The organism is Acinetobacter sp. AKBS16 (genome assembly GCF_002899995.1).
Lineage (GTDB): Bacteria > Pseudomonadota > Gammaproteobacteria > Pseudomonadales > Moraxellaceae > Acinetobacter > Acinetobacter baumannii.
The window spans coordinates 65,439-81,932 of the sequence record NZ_POYH01000091.1 but is presented as its reverse complement, the minus strand read 5'-3'; the positions used below and the strand labels follow the sequence as shown (position 1 = coordinate 81,932).

Sequence of the window (16,494 nt, the reverse complement as noted above, 5' to 3'; positions counted from 1 at the left end):
GTCAGGCAATTGTGGGGCAGGATGGGTGTAACGCCAAAACAGACGAATGACCACGAGGAAGATAATGGTTGTGGCGATATTCTTATGTAGTGTAATGACATCGCCTTTAAAGCTGCCATCAACGTCATAACTTAGAAAATTTCCACTATAGAAACCAATCACCCAAGCAGTGATAAAAATGATGGCCATGACCCAATGCAGAATCTGTGCAGTACGGGTGTAGTATTGAGAGGTTGAGGCAGGCATAAAAGACCCTTTTTTTGTCATTCTAGCGCTAGATTTTATGGGAAACTGTTAAATTTGAGAAATGTTGTTCCCGTAACAGAGCGTGCTATAAACAGAACGCTTCAATTTAAAAAAACACGGTTAAGTTGAGCTGGAGACTAAGGGACTTAATTTGCATAAATGCATCAATTTATTTGTTTCTTCTAAGCCCAAGTTTAGGCAAAATACGCGCTGCTTACGTTCGATCAAAGGAAAAAAATGATGAAAAAATTGATGCTCGCTGTAGCACCAGTTGTTTTAGCTTTAACTGCATGTGCAACCACTACAGGTACCGGTACTGGCGGTGCTTCTGCACAAACGACAACTCAACAGTTAGGCGTAGCTGCATTAAAAGTTGCTGTTAATGCGAAATGTATTACAGAAATTAATAATGTTGCTGCATGGAAGACAGCAACAAAATATATGACTGCTGAACAGCGTGATAGCATCCAAACGAATGTTTGCGGCTGTGTAAGTGAAAAAGCACCAAATAGTGTGACTGCAGTAGAATTAGCTGCTGCTGCGCTTGACGTGAATACACGTGCTACAATCGTAAACCAAGTGGTTTCTAAAACTGTAAATGCTTGTGTGGCGGAAGCTTTACAAAAATAATTGATGTTTTAAGCATTAAAGAAGGCCGATTCTTATAAATCGGCCTCTTTTTCATTGGAGTATACATGTTTGTTGCAGGCGTAGATGAGGCAGGACGAGGCCCATTAGTGGGTTCTGTTGTTGCTGCAGCTGTTATTTTAGATCCGAATAATCCAATTTTAGGATTAAATGACTCTAAAAAATTAACTGAAAAGAAACGTGAAAAGTTGTTTATTGAAATTCAAGAAAAAGCTTTAGCATGGTCAATAGCAGAAGCTACACATGCAGAAATTGATGAGCTGAATATCTTGCAGGCAACTTTTTTGGCTATGCAACGTGCAGTGGATGGTCTGAAAACACAACCTCAAAAGGTAATTGTGGACGGTAATCAAATTCCCAAAGGAATTGTTATTCCTTGCGAGGCGATTGTAGGGGGAGATGCAAGCCATGCCGAGATTAGTGCGGCGAGTATCTTGGCTAAAGTCACGCGTGATCGTCAAATGGCAGAATTAGATCAACAATATCCATTATTTGGTTTTGCCAAACATAAAGGTTATCCAACCAAAGCACACTTTGAAGCCATTGCAGCTCATGGCGTGATTGATCAACACCGTCGTAGTTATGCACCTGTAAAACGCGCATTAGGTCTATAAATTTATATATTCCCAAAAAATTTAAAGCGACTATAAAGTCGCTTTAATTAGGGAGAGAACAACTTCATACTAACGATTGAAGTTTTTCTGTGCATAATTATCATCTTCATATGAAACTTGATAATCTTGATCAAGATGTTGAAGGTGTTCATGCATTGCACGTTCATGTTGAATACGTTGATAAATTTCTTCGCGATGAACAGAAACCTCTTTTGGTGCATTTACACCAATTCGAACTTGGTTTCCTTTGACGCCAAGCACAGTAACACTGACTTGATCCCCAATCATTAATGTTTCCCCGACACGGCGGGTCAGAATCAGCATGTTTATCTCCTTGCTAAACGCTTAAAACTGCAATATTGGTACCCAAATAAAAAGCTCAACCTCAGTTTTCAGTCAGATTCTAACAGAAATATGAGAACAAAGTCATATTTTGATAATCACTGCCAAAAAACTTTCCGTTTAATATAACAGAGCCGCTATAAAAAAAACTATAGCGGCTCTGTGTTTTCTTTGATTATTGTCGGACAAGTAAACATTTTTTAATGAATTCTTGACCGTTCGGTAAAATTAAGCGCGTGCGCTGCTTTCACCATGTTCACGATCTAAACCAAAAGCGGTATGTAAGCAACGAACTGCAAGCTCAAGGTATTTTTCATCAATAATGACAGAAACCTTAATTTCAGATGTTGAAATCATAAGGATGTTAATACCTTCGTCAGCAAGGGCAGTAAACATTTTGCTTGCTACACCAGCATGCGAGCGCATACCTACACCCACGATAGATACTTTAACGATGTCATCGCGTGTTGAAACTTCACGTGCACCAATATTTTTGGCAGTTTCATTTAAGATTTTTTCAGCTTTTGCTAAATCAACACGGTTTACAGTAAACGTGAAATCTGTTGTGCCATCTTCTTCAACATTTTGGACTATCATATCCACTTCAATGTTGGCATCACTTACTGGTGATAAAATTTTAGAAGCAATACCCGGTTCATCAGGTACACCTAAAATTGTTAATTTTGCTTCGTCACGGTTAAAAGCGATACCTGCAATGATTGGCTGTTCCATAGTGTCTTCTGCCTCAGTAGTAATGAGTGTACCTACATTTTCTTTAAATTCGTCGTCAAATGCGCCGTCGTCATCATTATCAAAACTTGATAATACGCGTAAAGGAACTTGATATTTTCCGGCAAATTCTACTGAGCGAATCTGTAAAACTTTAGAACCTAATGATGCCATTTCTAGCATTTCTTCAAAAGAAATACGATCGATTTTCTTCGCTTTAGGGGCAACACGAGGGTCGGTTGTATAAACCCCATCAACGTCAGTATAAATTTGGCATTCATCTGCTTTTAGGGCAGCTGCAATGGCAACACCAGAAGTATCTGAACCGCCACGTCCTAAAGTTGTAGTATTTCCGTTGGCATCGAAGCCTTGGAAGCCTGCAACTACAATAACACGGCCTGCATCTAGGTCATTGGTCATGACATCTGTGTCAATCGACTCAATACGCGCCTTAGTAAATGCACTGTCAGTTTTAATACCGACTTGACGTCCGGTATAGGATTTAGCTTCCACACCAATCGAATTAAGTGCCATAGCTAACATGGAAATCGTCACCTGTTCACCGGTTGAAACCATTTGGTCTAACTCGCGTGGGTCAGGTGTTTCGGTAATGGCTTTAGCGAGGGCAAGTAAGCGGTTTGTTTCACCACTCATTGCAGATACGACCACAACAACCTTGTGACCGTGATCATGCCAACGCTTCACACGACGAGCAACATTTAAAATGCGCTCGGGGGTACCCATAGAAGTACCGCCATATTTTTGAACGATTAATGCCATAGTTGTTCCATATAAGCCATGACCCTGAGAGGCTTGTCAGGGTCAGTTACACAAAAAGTGAAGTCTTATTTTTGTTCAAGCCAAGCAGGTAATGCTGCCATAACTTGTCCAAACTTCTCGTTAAGTGGCGCGCCACCTTGTGCTAAGTCAGGTTTACCACCACCTTTACCACCTAACTCGGTCGCTAAATGTTTGATGATGTCACCTGCTTTTAGATTTGCAGTGTATTGCGACGCGACTGATGCAAGCAGGCTGACTTTGTCACCCTCTACACCTGCTAACACAATCACTGCGTTCTCTAATTTTGATTTTACACTGTCATGTAAGTTGCGAAGCGCTTTGGCATCAACACCCTGAACAGTAGTAATAAGCGTTTGACGACCAGCAATAGTTTGAACTTGGTCAATCAAATCAGCCGCTTGGAAGTTTGCCAATTTTTGGTTGAGTTGTTCAATCTGCTTTTGTAATGCAGAAACCAATTCTACATTGGCTTGTACACGCTCAACCGTTTGGTCTTTCTGTGCTTTTAATAAGCTATTAATGTGCTGGATATCATGATCAGCTTTTTGTACTACTTCTAATGCTTTAGTACCGGTCATTGCTTCAATACGACGTACGCCGGCAGCTACACCACCTTCAGAAGTGATTTTGAATAAACCAATATCACCTGTACGTTTTACGTGAATACCGCCACAAAGTTCGATTGAGAAGTTTTTCTCGTCAATGACTGAGCCCATAGAGAGCACACGAACTTCATCACCGTATTTTTCACCGAACAACATCATTGCGCCTTTTGCTTTCGCAGTTTCAATGTCGAGTAGTTCAGTTGTTACGGCAGTATTTGCAATGATTTCAGCATTTACGAGACGTTCAACTTGTTGTAGTTGTTCAAATGACACAGGTTGGTCATTTGCAAAGTCAAAACGTAAGATATCACTTGCAACCAAAGAGCCTTTTTGTTGTACATGCGAACCTAAAATTTGACGAAGGGCAGCATGCAACAAGTGAGTTGCTGAGTGGTTACGCGCAGTAGCTTCACGAATGTCGGCTTTAACAATCGCTTCTACATTTTGACTGGTTTTAAGGTTACCAACAGTCACAATACCTTGATGAACAAAGGCACCACCAGACTTTTTCGTGTCCTGAACTTCAAAAATACCTGTTTCGTTTTTGAAGATACCAGTATCACCAATCTGACCACCGCTTTCAGCATAGAAAGGAGTTTGGTTTAAAACGATAAGTGCTTCGTCGCCTTCAGAAACTTCATCAACTTGTACGCCATCTTTATAGATCGCTACAATCTGGCCTTGACCGGTTGTGTTGGTATAACCGTCGAACTGAGTTTCGCCTTCAACTTTTACAATGTTGTTATAGTCAACAGCAAATTTACCAGCATCACGCGCACGTTGACGCTGTGCAGCCATTTCAACTTCAAAACCTGCTTCATCAATAATAAAGCCACGTTCACGTGCAATATCAGCAGTTAAATCTGTTGGGAAACCATAAGTGTCGTAAAGTTTAAATACAGTCGCACCCGGAATAGTTTTATCTTTTAACTGAGCAAGTTCACCTTCAAGAAGTTTTAAACCTTGCTCTAAGGTTTTAGCAAACTGTTCTTCTTCACGAATTAATGTTGCTTCAATGACTTCACGGCGAGCTTCTAACTCAGGATAAGCCTGTCCCATTACTTCAATTAATGGTTGCAACATTTTGTAGAAGAATGTACCTGTTGCGCCAAGCTTGTTACCGTGACGGACAGCACGGCGGATAATACGACGTAATACATAACCACGTCCTTCATTACTTGGGTTTACACCATCAGCAATTAAGAAGCAGCAAGAGCGGGCATGGTCTGCAACTACACGTAAAGAAGGCTGACCTTCATCTTCAATACCAATGATGTTTGCAGCAGCTTTTAATAAGTGTTGGAACAGGTCAATGTCATAGTTTGAATTAACATGTTGCAATACGGCAGAAATACGCTCTAAGCCCATACCTGTATCTACAGATGGAGCAGGGAGTGGGTGAAGTACGCCATCAGCAGTACGGTTAAACTGCATGAAAACGTTGTTCCAGATTTCAATGAAACGGTCACCGTCTTCTTCAGGCGAACCAGGTAAACCACCCCAAATGTGTTCACCGTGGTCGAAGAAAATTTCTGAACATGGACCGCAAGGACCTGTATCACCCATTGCCCAGAAGTTATCTGATGCGTATTTTTCGCCTTTGTTATCACCAATACGGATAATACGTTCTGGTGCTAGGCCGATTTCTTTATTCCAGATGTCATAAGCTTCGTCATCAGTATGGTAAACCGTGACATAAAGTTTATCTTTCGGTAAAGCAAGCCATTGTTCGCTAGTTAAAAATTCCCATGCGAACTTGAGAGCATCACGTTTGAAATAGTCACCAAATGAGAAGTTACCCAACATTTCAAAGAATGTATGGTGACGAGCTGTATAACCAACATTATCTAAATCGTTATGTTTACCGCCTGCACGTACACATTTTTGTGATGTTGTTGCACGTACATAATCACGTTTTTCAAGACCTAAAAAACAGTCTTTAAACTGGTTCATCCCAGCATTTGTAAATAATAAAGTTGGGTCGTTGGCAGGAACAAGAGAACTCGATGCAACACGTGTATGCCCTTGCGTTTCAAAGTAGCGCAAAAATGCTTCACGAATTTCAGCAGATGTCATTAAACGAGTACTCACAACCAAGTCACTCCATATTTTCGAATTTGGCTAAAAGCATCACCACAAGTTTATTTGTTCACAAAACTCGCATGTGATACGGGGCTTATTTTTAAAAAACGCTAAATTGTAACGGAAAAACCCCACCGAACCAACGATTTTAGAGGGAATATCTTACAAAACTGTGATTTGGCTAAAAATCTATATTCAATTAGCCATGACGTGTTTTACTATATGCCTTCTTTCGCTTCTCGTTTTGTAGATAAGGATAGGTCATGCAACGTATCGCCATTAATGGGTTTGGCCGGATTGGACGTAATGTTTTACGTGCCTGGTTTGAGAGCCCGAAACAATTTCATTTTGAAATCGTGGCGATTAACGATATAGCAGATGTACATACACTGGTACATTTATTCAAATATGACTCAACCCATGGTCGTTTTAATGGCAAGGTTGATATCACCATTGAAAATGAAAAGATTTATTTAAATATTCAATCTAACCAGAGACTCTTAAAGGTTGAAGTTTTGCAGCAAAAACAGCCGGAACTTTTACCGTGGGCAAGTTTAAAAATTGATGTTGTACTTGAGTGTACAGGTTTATTCCGCTCCCATGCTGATGCTACCCGCCATTTAGAAGCAGGGGCTAAAAGGGTCATTATTGGCGCTGCGCCTTTTGATCATGTTGATGCTGCAATTGTTTATGGTGTTAACCATGCTGATGTGAAAGCGACTGATCAGATTATATCGAGCGTGTCATGTACGACACAGGCTTTAGTTCCATTGGTTAAAATCATTGATGATGCATTTGGCATAGAAACAGCGCTTATGACGGAAATTCATGCGGTAACAGCAGATCAGTCTGTGCTTGATCATGCGCATCGTGATTTGCGTCGTGCTCGAGCTTCTGGGCAAAACATTATCCCGACTACCTCTAGTGCGCTCGGTGCTTTAAAGCGTGTAATGCCAAAAATGGAAGATCGTATTGATGGTTACTCAATTCGGGTACCTACCATTAATGTAGCGGCAATTGATTTAACGTTTATCGCGCAATCTCCAATTACGGTCCATCATATTAATGAATTGCTAATTAAAGCATCTCAAACAGATTATGCAGAAATTATGGCTGTAACAGATGAACCATTAGTTTCAAGTGATTTTAATCATTCCCCTTATTCACTTATTGTTGATTTAACTCAGACCATGGTTGTTGGACATCAAGCTAAAGTATTTGCTTGGTATGATAATGAATGGGGCTATGCAAATCGTTTATTGGATTTGTGCGATTCTTTCAAAAGTTAAATTTGGTTAATTGGAAACCGGGTGATAGTTCAGTTATTGCCCCATTCTTTGGTCTAAGAACTTTTATTGATAATAGAAGTCAAAAACAATAAGTCTTTGAATATTATTTTTAATTCATAGAGTCTACTTTTTGACTTTAGAGTTTATTAAGAAAGATTTATGCAAATTGTCAGGTGCATGGCACAAAGTATCATGCTACACTAAGAGAAATCGGGTGTGTTCCCGATTTTTTTATGTGGGGTCGTTCCACGTTGATCAGATTTTAGGCTTGAAATATGACCATTTCAGAGACATGGTTGCTGCCTGACGGGGTAGCAGATGTATTGCCGGAACAGGCGCAAGTCATTGAAAAACTTCGCCGTGAAGCTATAGATTTCCTCGCAGTACGAGGTTATCAACTGGTATATACACCATTTATCGAATACATCGAATCGTTGTCTTCATTATCAGAATCAAATCAAGACCTGGATTTAGTAACTTTTAAGGTGATTGACCAGCTTTCAGGCCGTTTACTCGGTATCCGTGCTGATATGACACCGCAAGTTGCACGTATTGATGCACATGTAAGACCTGTTGAAGGTGTTGCACGTTACTGTTACGCAGGGACTGTATTACATACAAAACCACAAAATTTCAATGCGACTCGCGCACCTTTACAATTAGGCGCAGAGTTATATGGGCACGATAGTATTGAAGCTGATGTCGAAATGGTCGACGTAATGCTTGGTCTAATTGAAAATGCCTATACTTTGCAAGGCGCACATTTAGACTTAGGGCATGTAGGTCTATTTCGTAGCTTAGTAAAATATGCTGGTCTTTCTAAAAATGAAGAGCATGAGTTATCTGATCTTTATCAAAGAAAAGCATTACCTGAGTTAGCTGAATTTACCCAAAATTTAAATATGGGTTCAGATTTCTATGCACTTGGCCGTTATGCAAGTGATTTAGATGCCTTACAAGCGCATTTAAGTGCAGATATTTTAAAAGATACTGAATTTGATGCTGCATTAAATGCACTTAAAACCACTCTCGAACAGATTAAAAACCGTTGGCCAGCACTTAATGTTGGAATTGACGTGGTTGAACTTCGCAGTTACCACTACCACACTGGTTTGATGTATGCAGTTTATGCACCAAATCGTGCCGCACCTTTAGCGCAAGGCGGCCGTTATGATGGTATTGGGGAACACTTCGGTCGTGCACGTCCGGCTACCGGTTTTAGTTGTGATTTATATGCTTTAGGTGCGAACCAGTTTGCCGAAATCGAAACTGTAGTGGCACCTAAAGGTACAGAAGCTGATTTACTTAAAGCAATTGCGAATGCGCGTTCAGAGGGTTTACGTGTAGTTCAATTGTTAGGTAATGATGATTTAAGTTCTATTCCTTATGCAACACATCAATTGGTATTGCAAAACGGACAATGGAATATTGAAAAGATTTAAACGCCAGCAGTAAGTTTTTTACTGATGGTTTCCAATTTTAACAGCATGATGTAATGAGGCTATTATGGGCAAAAATGTTGTGGTACTTGGTACCCAATGGGGCGACGAAGGTAAAGGTAAAATCGTCGACCTGCTCACAGATCAGGCGGCTGCGGTAGTACGTTATCAAGGCGGACATAACGCAGGTCATACTCTTGTCGTAGGTGGTAAAAAGACTGTATTACACCTCATTCCATCAGGCATTTTACGTGAAAACGTATTGTGCTTAATTGGCAATGGCGTGGTGCTTTCACCAGCAGCATTAATTGAAGAAATGGGAATTTTGGAAGCTGAAGGTGTTCCGGTTAAGGAGCGTCTACGCATTTCTCCAAACTGTCCACTTATTTTGCCTAACCACATTGCTCTTGATCAGGCACGTGAGAAGAAACGTGGTAACGCTAAAATCGGTACTACAGGTCGTGGTATCGGCCCTGCGTACGAAGATAAAGTTGCGCGCCGTGCAGTGCGTGTTGCTGACCTTGTTCGTGGTGGTGCAGCGTTAGAAGAAAAACTAACCGAAATGCTAGAGTTACATAACTTCCAATTGACTCAGTTCTACGGTGTAGAAGCGGTTAAATTTGAAGACGTATTGGCTCTTTGCAACCAATGGCGTGAAGTTCTTGCTCCATTAGTGATTGACGTAACTAAAGTATTACATGACTACCGCAAAGAAGGTAAGGCTGTAATGTTTGAAGGCGCTCAAGGTTCACTTCTAGACATCGACCACGGTACTTATCCGTATGTTACCAGCTCAAATACAACTGCTGGTGGTGTAAGTTCTGGTTCAGGTATGGGTCCTTTACATCTTGATTATGTATTAGGTATTACGAAAGCTTATACAACACGTGTAGGTGCTGGTCCGTTCCCAACTGAATTGGTTTACGATGCTGCGAGTGATTCTGGTGACCCAATTGGTAAACATTTGGGTACTGTGGGTCATGAGTTCGGTGCTTCTACTGGTCGTCAACGTCGTTGTGGTTGGTTTGATGCTGAAATCTTACGCCGTTCTGTAGATGTAAACTCACTTTCAGGTATTTGCTTAACTAAACTTGACGTTCTAGATGGTTTAGAAGAAGTGAAAATCTGTGTGGGTTATGAAAATACAGATTCAGGTTGTGTAGGTTCTTCTGATGCGGTTTCTTTCGAATGCTTGAAACCAATTTATGAAACTATGCCGGGTTGGAGCGAGTCAACTGTTGGTTTAACGAGCATTGACCAATTACCTGCAAATGCTTTGGCTTATGTAAAACGTATTGAACAATTAATCGAATGTCCGATTGATATCGTTTCAACTGGTCCAGACCGTGCAGAAACAATCATTTTACGTCATCCATTCTCTGCGTAATTCGCAAAGATAAAAATAGCCTCCTAAAAGGGGGCTTTTTTTATACCCTACTAAAGTGCAGTTTTGGTTTGGTTCGATTCAGATTAAAACATGATATATAGATCAGGAATCATAGGCTCAGGATGAAGCTGCAACCCACTATTTCAAAAACCATTTTTTATTCTTTTTTATTTGCTATAGGTGGTTCACCCACATTAGCAATGCTGATTATTTATGGTCAAAATTATAATCCGGACTTCTTCATGACGGCATTTATGAGTCTTTCTGTCCTGATTGCTTGTGTCCTCATTCCGGTAGTTCTCATACAAAACAGTTATTTACTCTGGAAGAGGAAAAATCCTAATCTTGAAGAGAAAGTTAAGACTTTAAGTCACGTTTATCTTGGTTTAAACATAATATGTTTAATATTCTGGATTTATTTGATGACTTTATCTAATTGACCGTTACATAAATACTATGATCGTGAAGAAATGAGAGATTTAAAGCGTGAGTGGTATTTCTTATAATAAGTGCAAAAGAATAAACAGTTTTTTAACGATTTAGGTGACCCATGTTAATGAATAAAAAGTTCGTTCTAAGCTTGTGCGCAGCAGGTGCAGTAACAATTTCTGGTTGTGCCACAATGGCTGATATGGCAGGTGCAGATACCGCGACCTTAAATGCTCAATCTGCGCAAAGTTTCAATAAAATGGTGCAGGAAGCGCGTGGTAAAGGTGCTTTAGATACAAGCTCAAGTACCTATAACCGTATTAATGCGGTTTTTAACCGTTTAAAACCTTATGCGAATCAAATGAATCAGACAGGCCAGCCATTTAGTTGGCAATTGGCTGTATTGAAGTCAGATACGATTAATGCTTACGTTGCACCTGGTGGCAAGGTAGTGTTTTATACAGGTATTGTAAATAAACTGAACTTGACTGATGCTGAAATTGCAGCAGTTATGGGCCATGAAATGACTCACGCCTTGGAAGAGCATGCAAAAAGTAAAATTGGCGCTCAAGCTTTAACTGATTTAGCGTTAAATATTGGTTTAAGTCAGATTAATGGTGGTAATGTGAGTCAACTAGGCGCGGCTGCGGCTCAGTTAGGCACACAAGTAGGTGTGGGTCTGCCATATTCTCGTAGTTTGGAAAGCCGTGCTGACCAAGGTGGTTTAATGCTAATGGCGCGTGCAGGTTATAACCCGAATGCAGCGATTACGCTTTGGGAAAAAATGAATAAGCTTGAAGGCAGTGGATCATCTTTCTTGTCTACTCACCCATCAAACGCTCAACGTATTAATGACATGCGTAAGAATTTACCTGCAGCATTAGCTATTTATAATGGTCGTAAGTAAGTTTTAACACTTATAGAACTGATGTTAAAAACGGATGCTTGAGCATCCGTTTTTGTTTTTAAGGAGCAGGATTAGGCTGTTGTATATGAATAGCCTCAATGCCTTGTAAAATCTCTGGTGAAAGCTCGATTTCAAAAGCTTGGATATTTTCTTTGAGCTGATCTAAATTGGTTGCACCAATAATCGTACTCGTCACAAAAAATTGCTGCTTAATAAAAGCCAGAGCCAATTGAGTCAGGCTTAAACCATGCTTTTCAGCAAGCTGTGCATATTGTTCAGTTGCCCATTCACTTTGCGGGTTGCTGTATCTGCTAAAGCGAGGGAAAAGTGTAACGCGGGCATTGGCTGGTCGAGCCCCATTTCTAAACTTGCCAGTTAAATAACCAAAAGCAAGAGGAGAGTATGCAAGTAACCCTACACCCTCATATTTGGCAATTTCTGACATACCGATTTCATAGGTGCGATTAAGCAGACTATACGGATTTTGCACACTCACAAATTTACTCACACCTAAATTTTCAGCAAGCTGAAGAAACTTCATGGTGCCCCACGGTGTTTCATTAGATAAGCCGATGTAACGAATGCGGCCTCGATTAATCTCTTTTTGGAGAGCGAGTAATGTTTCTTCTAAGGGAGTAGTGTCATAATCATTTTGGGCTTGCTGATTACCATAAGCGAGCGTTCCAAAGAAGTTGGTATGGCGTTCAGGCCAATGTAATTGATAAAGATCAATATAATCAGTTTGTAAGCGTTTGAGAGAGCCATCAATCGCTTGTGAAATATGTTCACTATTAAACTTGGTATGGCCGTCTCGAATATGTGTTCCACCAAAGCCGGGACCTGCAATTTTTGAAGCAAGGAATACTTTATCGCGCTGACCATGCTGTGCAAACCAATTGCCTAAGATGGTTTCGGTTGCTCCATATGTTTCTGGCTTAGGAGGGACGGAATACATCTCTGCCGTATCCCAAAAATATAAACCGTGTTCTAAAGCGTAATTGAGTTGTTCGAAAGCTTCTTGTTGAGTATTTTGCTCACCAAATGTCATGGTACCTAAGCAAATTTCAGGAAGGTTAATGCCAGTGTGACCAAGTGGTTTAAATTGCATACTGCGAAATCCTTAAGAAATTTTAAGTTAGCCTAACGGAGAATATGTATTCAACTTAAATCATAAAAACAGAATAGTTTGTAAGCTTTGTGTATTAACTCATTGTTGCATATAAAAAAAGCAAACCGAAGTTTGCTCTTTATTCAATAATTACGAGTAATTATTCTTCGTCATCATAGTCTTCGTCAGTGACTGGGGTTTCTTCTAATGAAGTATCAAAAATCAAAATAGCTTTACCGTCAGTTTGAATCATACCTTGATCTTCTAAGGTCTTTAATACACGGCCAACCATTTCTCGTGAACACCCGACAATGCGTCCAATCTCTTGTCGAGTAATACGAATTTGACGGCCATTCGGCAAGATCATTGCTTCTGGTTGTGAAGATAGGTCGATTAAGCAACGCGCAATACGACCTGACACATCAATAAATGCAAGATCGGTCATTTTACGAGTTGTATTTTTTAAACGACGAACGAGTTGCGCGAAAACGGCATAGCTGAGATCTGGATACTGTTTGCTCAGTTCGTGGAAGTTGTCATATGAAATTTCCGCAATTTCACAGACATCACGGGTACGAACTTCAGCTGTACGTTGAGGGTTCGGTTCGAAAAGCCCCATTTCCCCAAAGAAGTCACCAGGATTCAAATATGCCACAACAATTTCACGTTCATCGTCTTCACGTAAAATAATTGAAACTGAGCCTTTTAAAATTAAATATAAAGATTTTGACTCTGTTCCGGCATCAACAATTGTGGTTCGTTTTGGATATCTGTTGATGTGAGCACGTTTTAACAATGCTTTAACGGATTCAGGTAGTTGCCCCGGAGATAAAGCATCTGTGCTGAGTTGTGAAAAATTTGAAGTCATGCTTGATATGTTCCGAATAGGGTAAACAATTCACACAAGCTCGAGATGAGCTATTACACAGAAGAGATGAAATTCCTTATCAACTCATTTTATGTTAGTGTACAAAACAAGGGTCTGTTGACATTTCACAGATGGTTGCGACATAAGACAATTTTTCTGGACGTTACGAAGCAAGAACTATGGAATTTAGTCATTCTAAATCAATAGAGCTTAACAACGAAACGAACAAAAAAATCTGGCCTTGCGCTGCATCAAAGATGCTTTAATTGCACCTCAGATTCCGGCTGAAATTTAACAAACTTTATTACAAAACTGGACAAAGGATTGCCCTTGTCTGTGTTTTGCGTTTTATTTGGATTAATTTTTAGCTATTACGCAATCCATAGATGAAATGTCAACAGACCCTGCTTAAATTTATAATTTTTTTTGGGTAGTTGCAATGCAAACAAGTGTACATTGGCTAGAGAATGTTGCTTTTGAAGCGAAATCAGAGAGTGGTCATAGTGTAGTGATGGATGGCTCACCTGAGTACGGTGGTGAAAACCGTGGACCACGTCCTATGGAGTTGATATTAATGGGACTTGGTGGGTGTGCTTCGTTTGATATTGTGACTATTTTAAAGAAATCCCGTCAAGATGTGACGAATGTCGTATGTCAGCTTAAAGCTGAGAGAGCAGATGCAATTCCGGCAGTTTTCACCAAGATCCATTTACACTTTGTAGTGACAGGTAAAGCTGTAAAAGAAAAACAGGTCGCAAAAGCAGTAGAGCTATCAGCTGAAAAATATTGTTCAGCAAGTAAAATGCTTTCAGATGGTGGCGTAGAAATTACTCACGATTTTGAGATTATTGAAGCAGCATAATTTTATTTGTGAATGCCTAAAAAATAAAAAGCTAACAGTCATGTTGGCTTTTTTTATGATAAGAATAATTAAAAAATAAAAGGAGAGTTAAGTGAATATCCGTTTAGCACAATGGGAAGATACCGAGACCATATGTTATTTACTTAAACAAATGGGATATTCACAGCCTTTAAAAGTGGTTCAGGAACAATTTCAAATACTAAGTAAAGATCCTAATGCGATTACGTTGGTCGCAGCTGACGATTTAAAAGTGTATGGAGTTTTATCGCTTTATTTTATTCCACAAATTGCCTTACAAGGTGACTTTGCCAAAATATGTTATCTATGTGTTGACGAGAAGATGCGTAGTAAAGGAGTGGGGCATTTGCTTGTACAAGAAGCAGAACGGATAGCAAAGCAACGTGGTTGTGACCGAATGGAACTTCATTCGGGGATACAAAGACCTTTGGCACATCAATTTTACCTAAGAGAAGGCTATGTCGAAGCGCCAAAGTACTTTCGTAAAGCTTTAAATTAATGAGTCGTATTTAAAAAAAGTTGAGGGTCTACCCGTGCATTGTTAAGGCTCATTCCCCAATGTAAATGGGGGCCTGTGACACGTCCTGTTTTGCCGACTAGACCTAAAGTTTCCCCTTGACGAATATGTTGGCCTTTTTCTACTTTTATCTCGCTTAAATGACAAAACATACTAATTAAGCCTTGACCGTGATCGATTAATACAGTTTGCCCATTAAAAAAATAATGACCTGTTTGAACGACTACACCGTCTGCTGGAGCAACTACTTTTTGGCCTATTGGTGCTGGAATGTCTAGACCTGAGTGTGGAGCGCGTTCTTCACCATTAAAAAAGCGTTTTCTTCCAAAAGAATTGGTAAATTTACCCGAAGTTGGGCGTATAAATTTTGGTAAGGCTTGCCACGAACTTTGCGTAAATGAACTATATACATCATTTTGTTCTTTAGCTTCTTGAGCGTAACGATCTAATTGACTTTGATTGGGATTTACATAGTCTTGATTGGTAACTTTAAGGCGTTGCTCAGCATATGGATAAGATTTAACTTCTATTTGAATAGGGGCTTTATTGGTATCGAGTTGAACACTACCAAGTGGAGTAGATAACGGAATACCGAAAACAGCATAACGCTGTTGTTCTTCTTGGCTAATTAAAACCGGTTTGTGTTGAAAAGTGACCTGAGTAATATCCGAAGTTAAAGGAATAACTGCAATACCACCGGGTCTTCTTGAATCTTGGGGTAACTCCGCCATTGCTAGAGTCGAGCTGAAAAGACAAGTTGTTAATATAATATGTTTTAAGCGCATTTTTAATTTCAAAAACAGGATGGAATTGGCAAGATAAATTAATTCTTAATTCGCGAATTCTCAATGAAGTCTTTGTGAAGACCATAAAATAGATGAGAGTAAATATAAATATTCAAGATTTAATAAAATGTAGCCGAAGTGTACTTGAAATATATACAAAACAAACCCATATTATAATCGAGTTTTACTCGCAGTATTTTTTATAACTTAATGAAAAATATATAAAAATTTATTTGAAATCCGAAAAAGTGTTCCCATCTATTACACAAGTACGAATTTGTTGTGAGGAATAACAAGAATGCGATTTGAAAAATTTACGAACCGCTTGCAGCAAGCCCTCTCAGATGCTCAATCCTTAGCGATGGGTAAAGACCATACAGCTATAGCAGGTATTCATATTTTGAGTACTTTATTGGAAGAGCCGTCCAATATTAGTTTGTTGCAACAAGCAGGTGCACGGTTACCTGAACTTAAACAAAAGCTAGAGCAGGCTTTAAAAGATGCTCCGACTATTGCCAACCCGACGGGCGATGTCAATTTAAACCCAGAAGCAGTTAAAGCACTCAACTTGGCAGATCGATACGCGCAAAAAGCTGGCGATGAATTTTTGTCAACTGACTGGGTTTTATTAGGCTTGGCAGAAACTGGTGAAACAAAAAATATTTTAAGTGCCGTAGGTGTAACTCCTGACAGCTTACGCAAAGTAATTGAAAATATTCGAGGTAGTGACAAAGTCATGAGTAATAATCACGAAGACCAACGTGACTCACTTAATAAATATACGATTGATTTAACCGAGCGGGCTTTATCGGGGAAAC

Annotated in this window: 17 protein-coding genes and 1 pseudogene; 11 read left to right on the top strand and 7 right to left on the bottom strand. The window is 39.7% G+C overall.

The annotated features are described in order from the left end of the window. Positions 1–246: cytochrome b (locus C1642_RS19795; protein ID WP_228153958.1), on the bottom strand; the 246-nt coding region annotated here is incomplete at its 3' end. 240 nt (positions 247–486) lie between these two features. Here C1642_RS19795 and C1642_RS16680 point away from each other — a divergent pair. Together C1642_RS16680 and rnhB are read left to right on the top strand one after the other, a co-directional pair. Then, positions 487–876 carry a hypothetical protein gene (locus tag C1642_RS16680; protein ID WP_000735757.1) on the top strand — a complete coding sequence of 130 codons (390 nt, stop codon included), beginning with the start codon at positions 487–489 and terminating at the stop codon, positions 874–876. A 65-nt stretch (positions 877–941) separates the two neighbouring features. After that, the gene (rnhB, locus tag C1642_RS16675) at positions 942–1,508 is read left to right on the top strand and encodes a ribonuclease HII (protein ID WP_000495834.1); all 567 of its coding nucleotides are present in this window, start codon (positions 942–944) and stop codon (positions 1,506–1,508) included. Between the two features lie 69 nt (positions 1,509–1,577). Here the strand turns inward: rnhB and csrA are convergent, their stop codons facing one another. From csrA to alaS, 3 genes are all read right to left on the bottom strand, one after another. Beyond that, a complete protein-coding gene (gene csrA / locus C1642_RS16670) occupies positions 1,578–1,832 on the bottom strand; it encodes a carbon storage regulator CsrA (protein WP_000906487.1) in 255 nt (84 codons plus the stop codon). Positions 1,833–2,078: 246 nt separating this feature from the next. Next, positions 2,079–3,359 (bottom strand): aspartate kinase, encoded by a 1,281-nt coding sequence (locus C1642_RS16665; protein ID WP_001185176.1) that lies wholly within the window; start codon positions 3,357–3,359, stop codon positions 2,079–2,081. A 65-nt stretch (positions 3,360–3,424) separates the two neighbouring features. Continuing rightward, positions 3,425–6,061: an alanine--tRNA ligase gene (alaS, locus tag C1642_RS16660; RefSeq protein WP_103236604.1), complete on the bottom strand. Its 2,637-nt coding sequence runs from the start codon at positions 6,059–6,061 to the stop codon at positions 3,425–3,427. 269 nt (positions 6,062–6,330) lie between these two features. Between alaS and gap the strand changes: the two genes are divergently transcribed. The 5 genes from gap to C1642_RS16635 all read left to right on the top strand — a co-directional run bounded on the left by gap (position 6,331) and on the right by C1642_RS16635 (position 11,518). Then, a complete protein-coding gene (gene gap, locus C1642_RS16655) occupies positions 6,331–7,356 on the top strand; it encodes a type I glyceraldehyde-3-phosphate dehydrogenase (protein WP_001188823.1) in 1,026 nt (341 codons plus the stop codon). Positions 7,357–7,631: 275 nt separating this feature from the next. Continuing rightward, entirely contained in the window at positions 7,632–8,798 is a 1,167-nt protein-coding gene (locus C1642_RS16650; RefSeq protein ID WP_000155682.1) for an ATP phosphoribosyltransferase regulatory subunit, read from the top strand. Positions 8,799–8,862: 64 nt separating this feature from the next. Continuing rightward, positions 8,863–10,182: an adenylosuccinate synthase gene (locus tag C1642_RS16645; protein WP_000517794.1), complete on the top strand. Its 1,320-nt coding sequence runs from the start codon at positions 8,863–8,865 to the stop codon at positions 10,180–10,182. A 122-nt stretch (positions 10,183–10,304) separates the two neighbouring features. Beyond that, positions 10,305–10,622, top strand: coding sequence for a hypothetical protein (locus C1642_RS16640; protein ID WP_000776215.1), 318 nt, complete (start codon positions 10,305–10,307; stop codon positions 10,620–10,622). A gap of 116 nt (positions 10,623–10,738) precedes the next feature. Then, positions 10,739–11,518, top strand: a complete 780-nt coding sequence (locus C1642_RS16635; RefSeq protein ID WP_001034598.1) for a M48 family metallopeptidase — start codon at positions 10,739–10,741, stop codon at positions 11,516–11,518. A gap of 58 nt (positions 11,519–11,576) precedes the next feature. Here C1642_RS16635 and C1642_RS16630 read toward each other — a convergent pair whose 3' ends face one another. Continuing rightward, positions 11,577–12,626, bottom strand: a complete 1,050-nt coding sequence (locus C1642_RS16630; RefSeq protein WP_002067358.1) for an NADP(H)-dependent aldo-keto reductase — start codon at positions 12,624–12,626, stop codon at positions 11,577–11,579. Between the two features lie 160 nt (positions 12,627–12,786). Continuing rightward, positions 12,787–13,494 carry a cAMP-activated global transcriptional regulator CRP gene (crp, locus tag C1642_RS16625; protein ID WP_000203217.1) on the bottom strand — a complete coding sequence of 236 codons (708 nt, stop codon included), beginning with the start codon at positions 13,492–13,494 and terminating at the stop codon, positions 12,787–12,789. A gap of 241 nt (positions 13,495–13,735) precedes the next feature. On the opposite strand from crp, the pseudogene C1642_RS19055 reads away from it, so the two are divergent. From C1642_RS19055 to C1642_RS16615, 3 genes and pseudogenes are all read left to right on the top strand, one after another. After that, positions 13,736–13,855 (top strand): annotated as a pseudogene (locus C1642_RS19055) (hypothetical protein). Between the two features lie 78 nt (positions 13,856–13,933). Beyond that, positions 13,934–14,356, top strand: a complete 423-nt coding sequence (locus C1642_RS16620; RefSeq protein ID WP_001195082.1) for an OsmC family protein — start codon at positions 13,934–13,936, stop codon at positions 14,354–14,356. A gap of 91 nt (positions 14,357–14,447) precedes the next feature. Continuing rightward, a complete protein-coding gene (locus C1642_RS16615) occupies positions 14,448–14,873 on the top strand; it encodes a GNAT family N-acetyltransferase (RefSeq protein ID WP_001026231.1) in 426 nt (141 codons plus the stop codon). On the opposite strand, the gene C1642_RS16610 is transcribed toward C1642_RS16615, so the two are convergent. Further along, a complete protein-coding gene (locus C1642_RS16610; RefSeq protein ID WP_103236603.1) occupies positions 14,870–15,676 on the bottom strand; it encodes a M23 family metallopeptidase in 807 nt (268 codons plus the stop codon). The genes C1642_RS16615 and C1642_RS16610 overlap by 4 nt on opposite strands. 298 nt (positions 15,677–15,974) lie before the next feature. On the opposite strand from C1642_RS16610, the gene C1642_RS16605 reads away from it, so the two are divergent. Then, a partial coding sequence (locus tag C1642_RS16605) for a Clp protease N-terminal domain-containing protein (RefSeq protein ID WP_322869420.1) occupies positions 15,975–16,494 on the top strand: 520 nt, incomplete at its 3' end.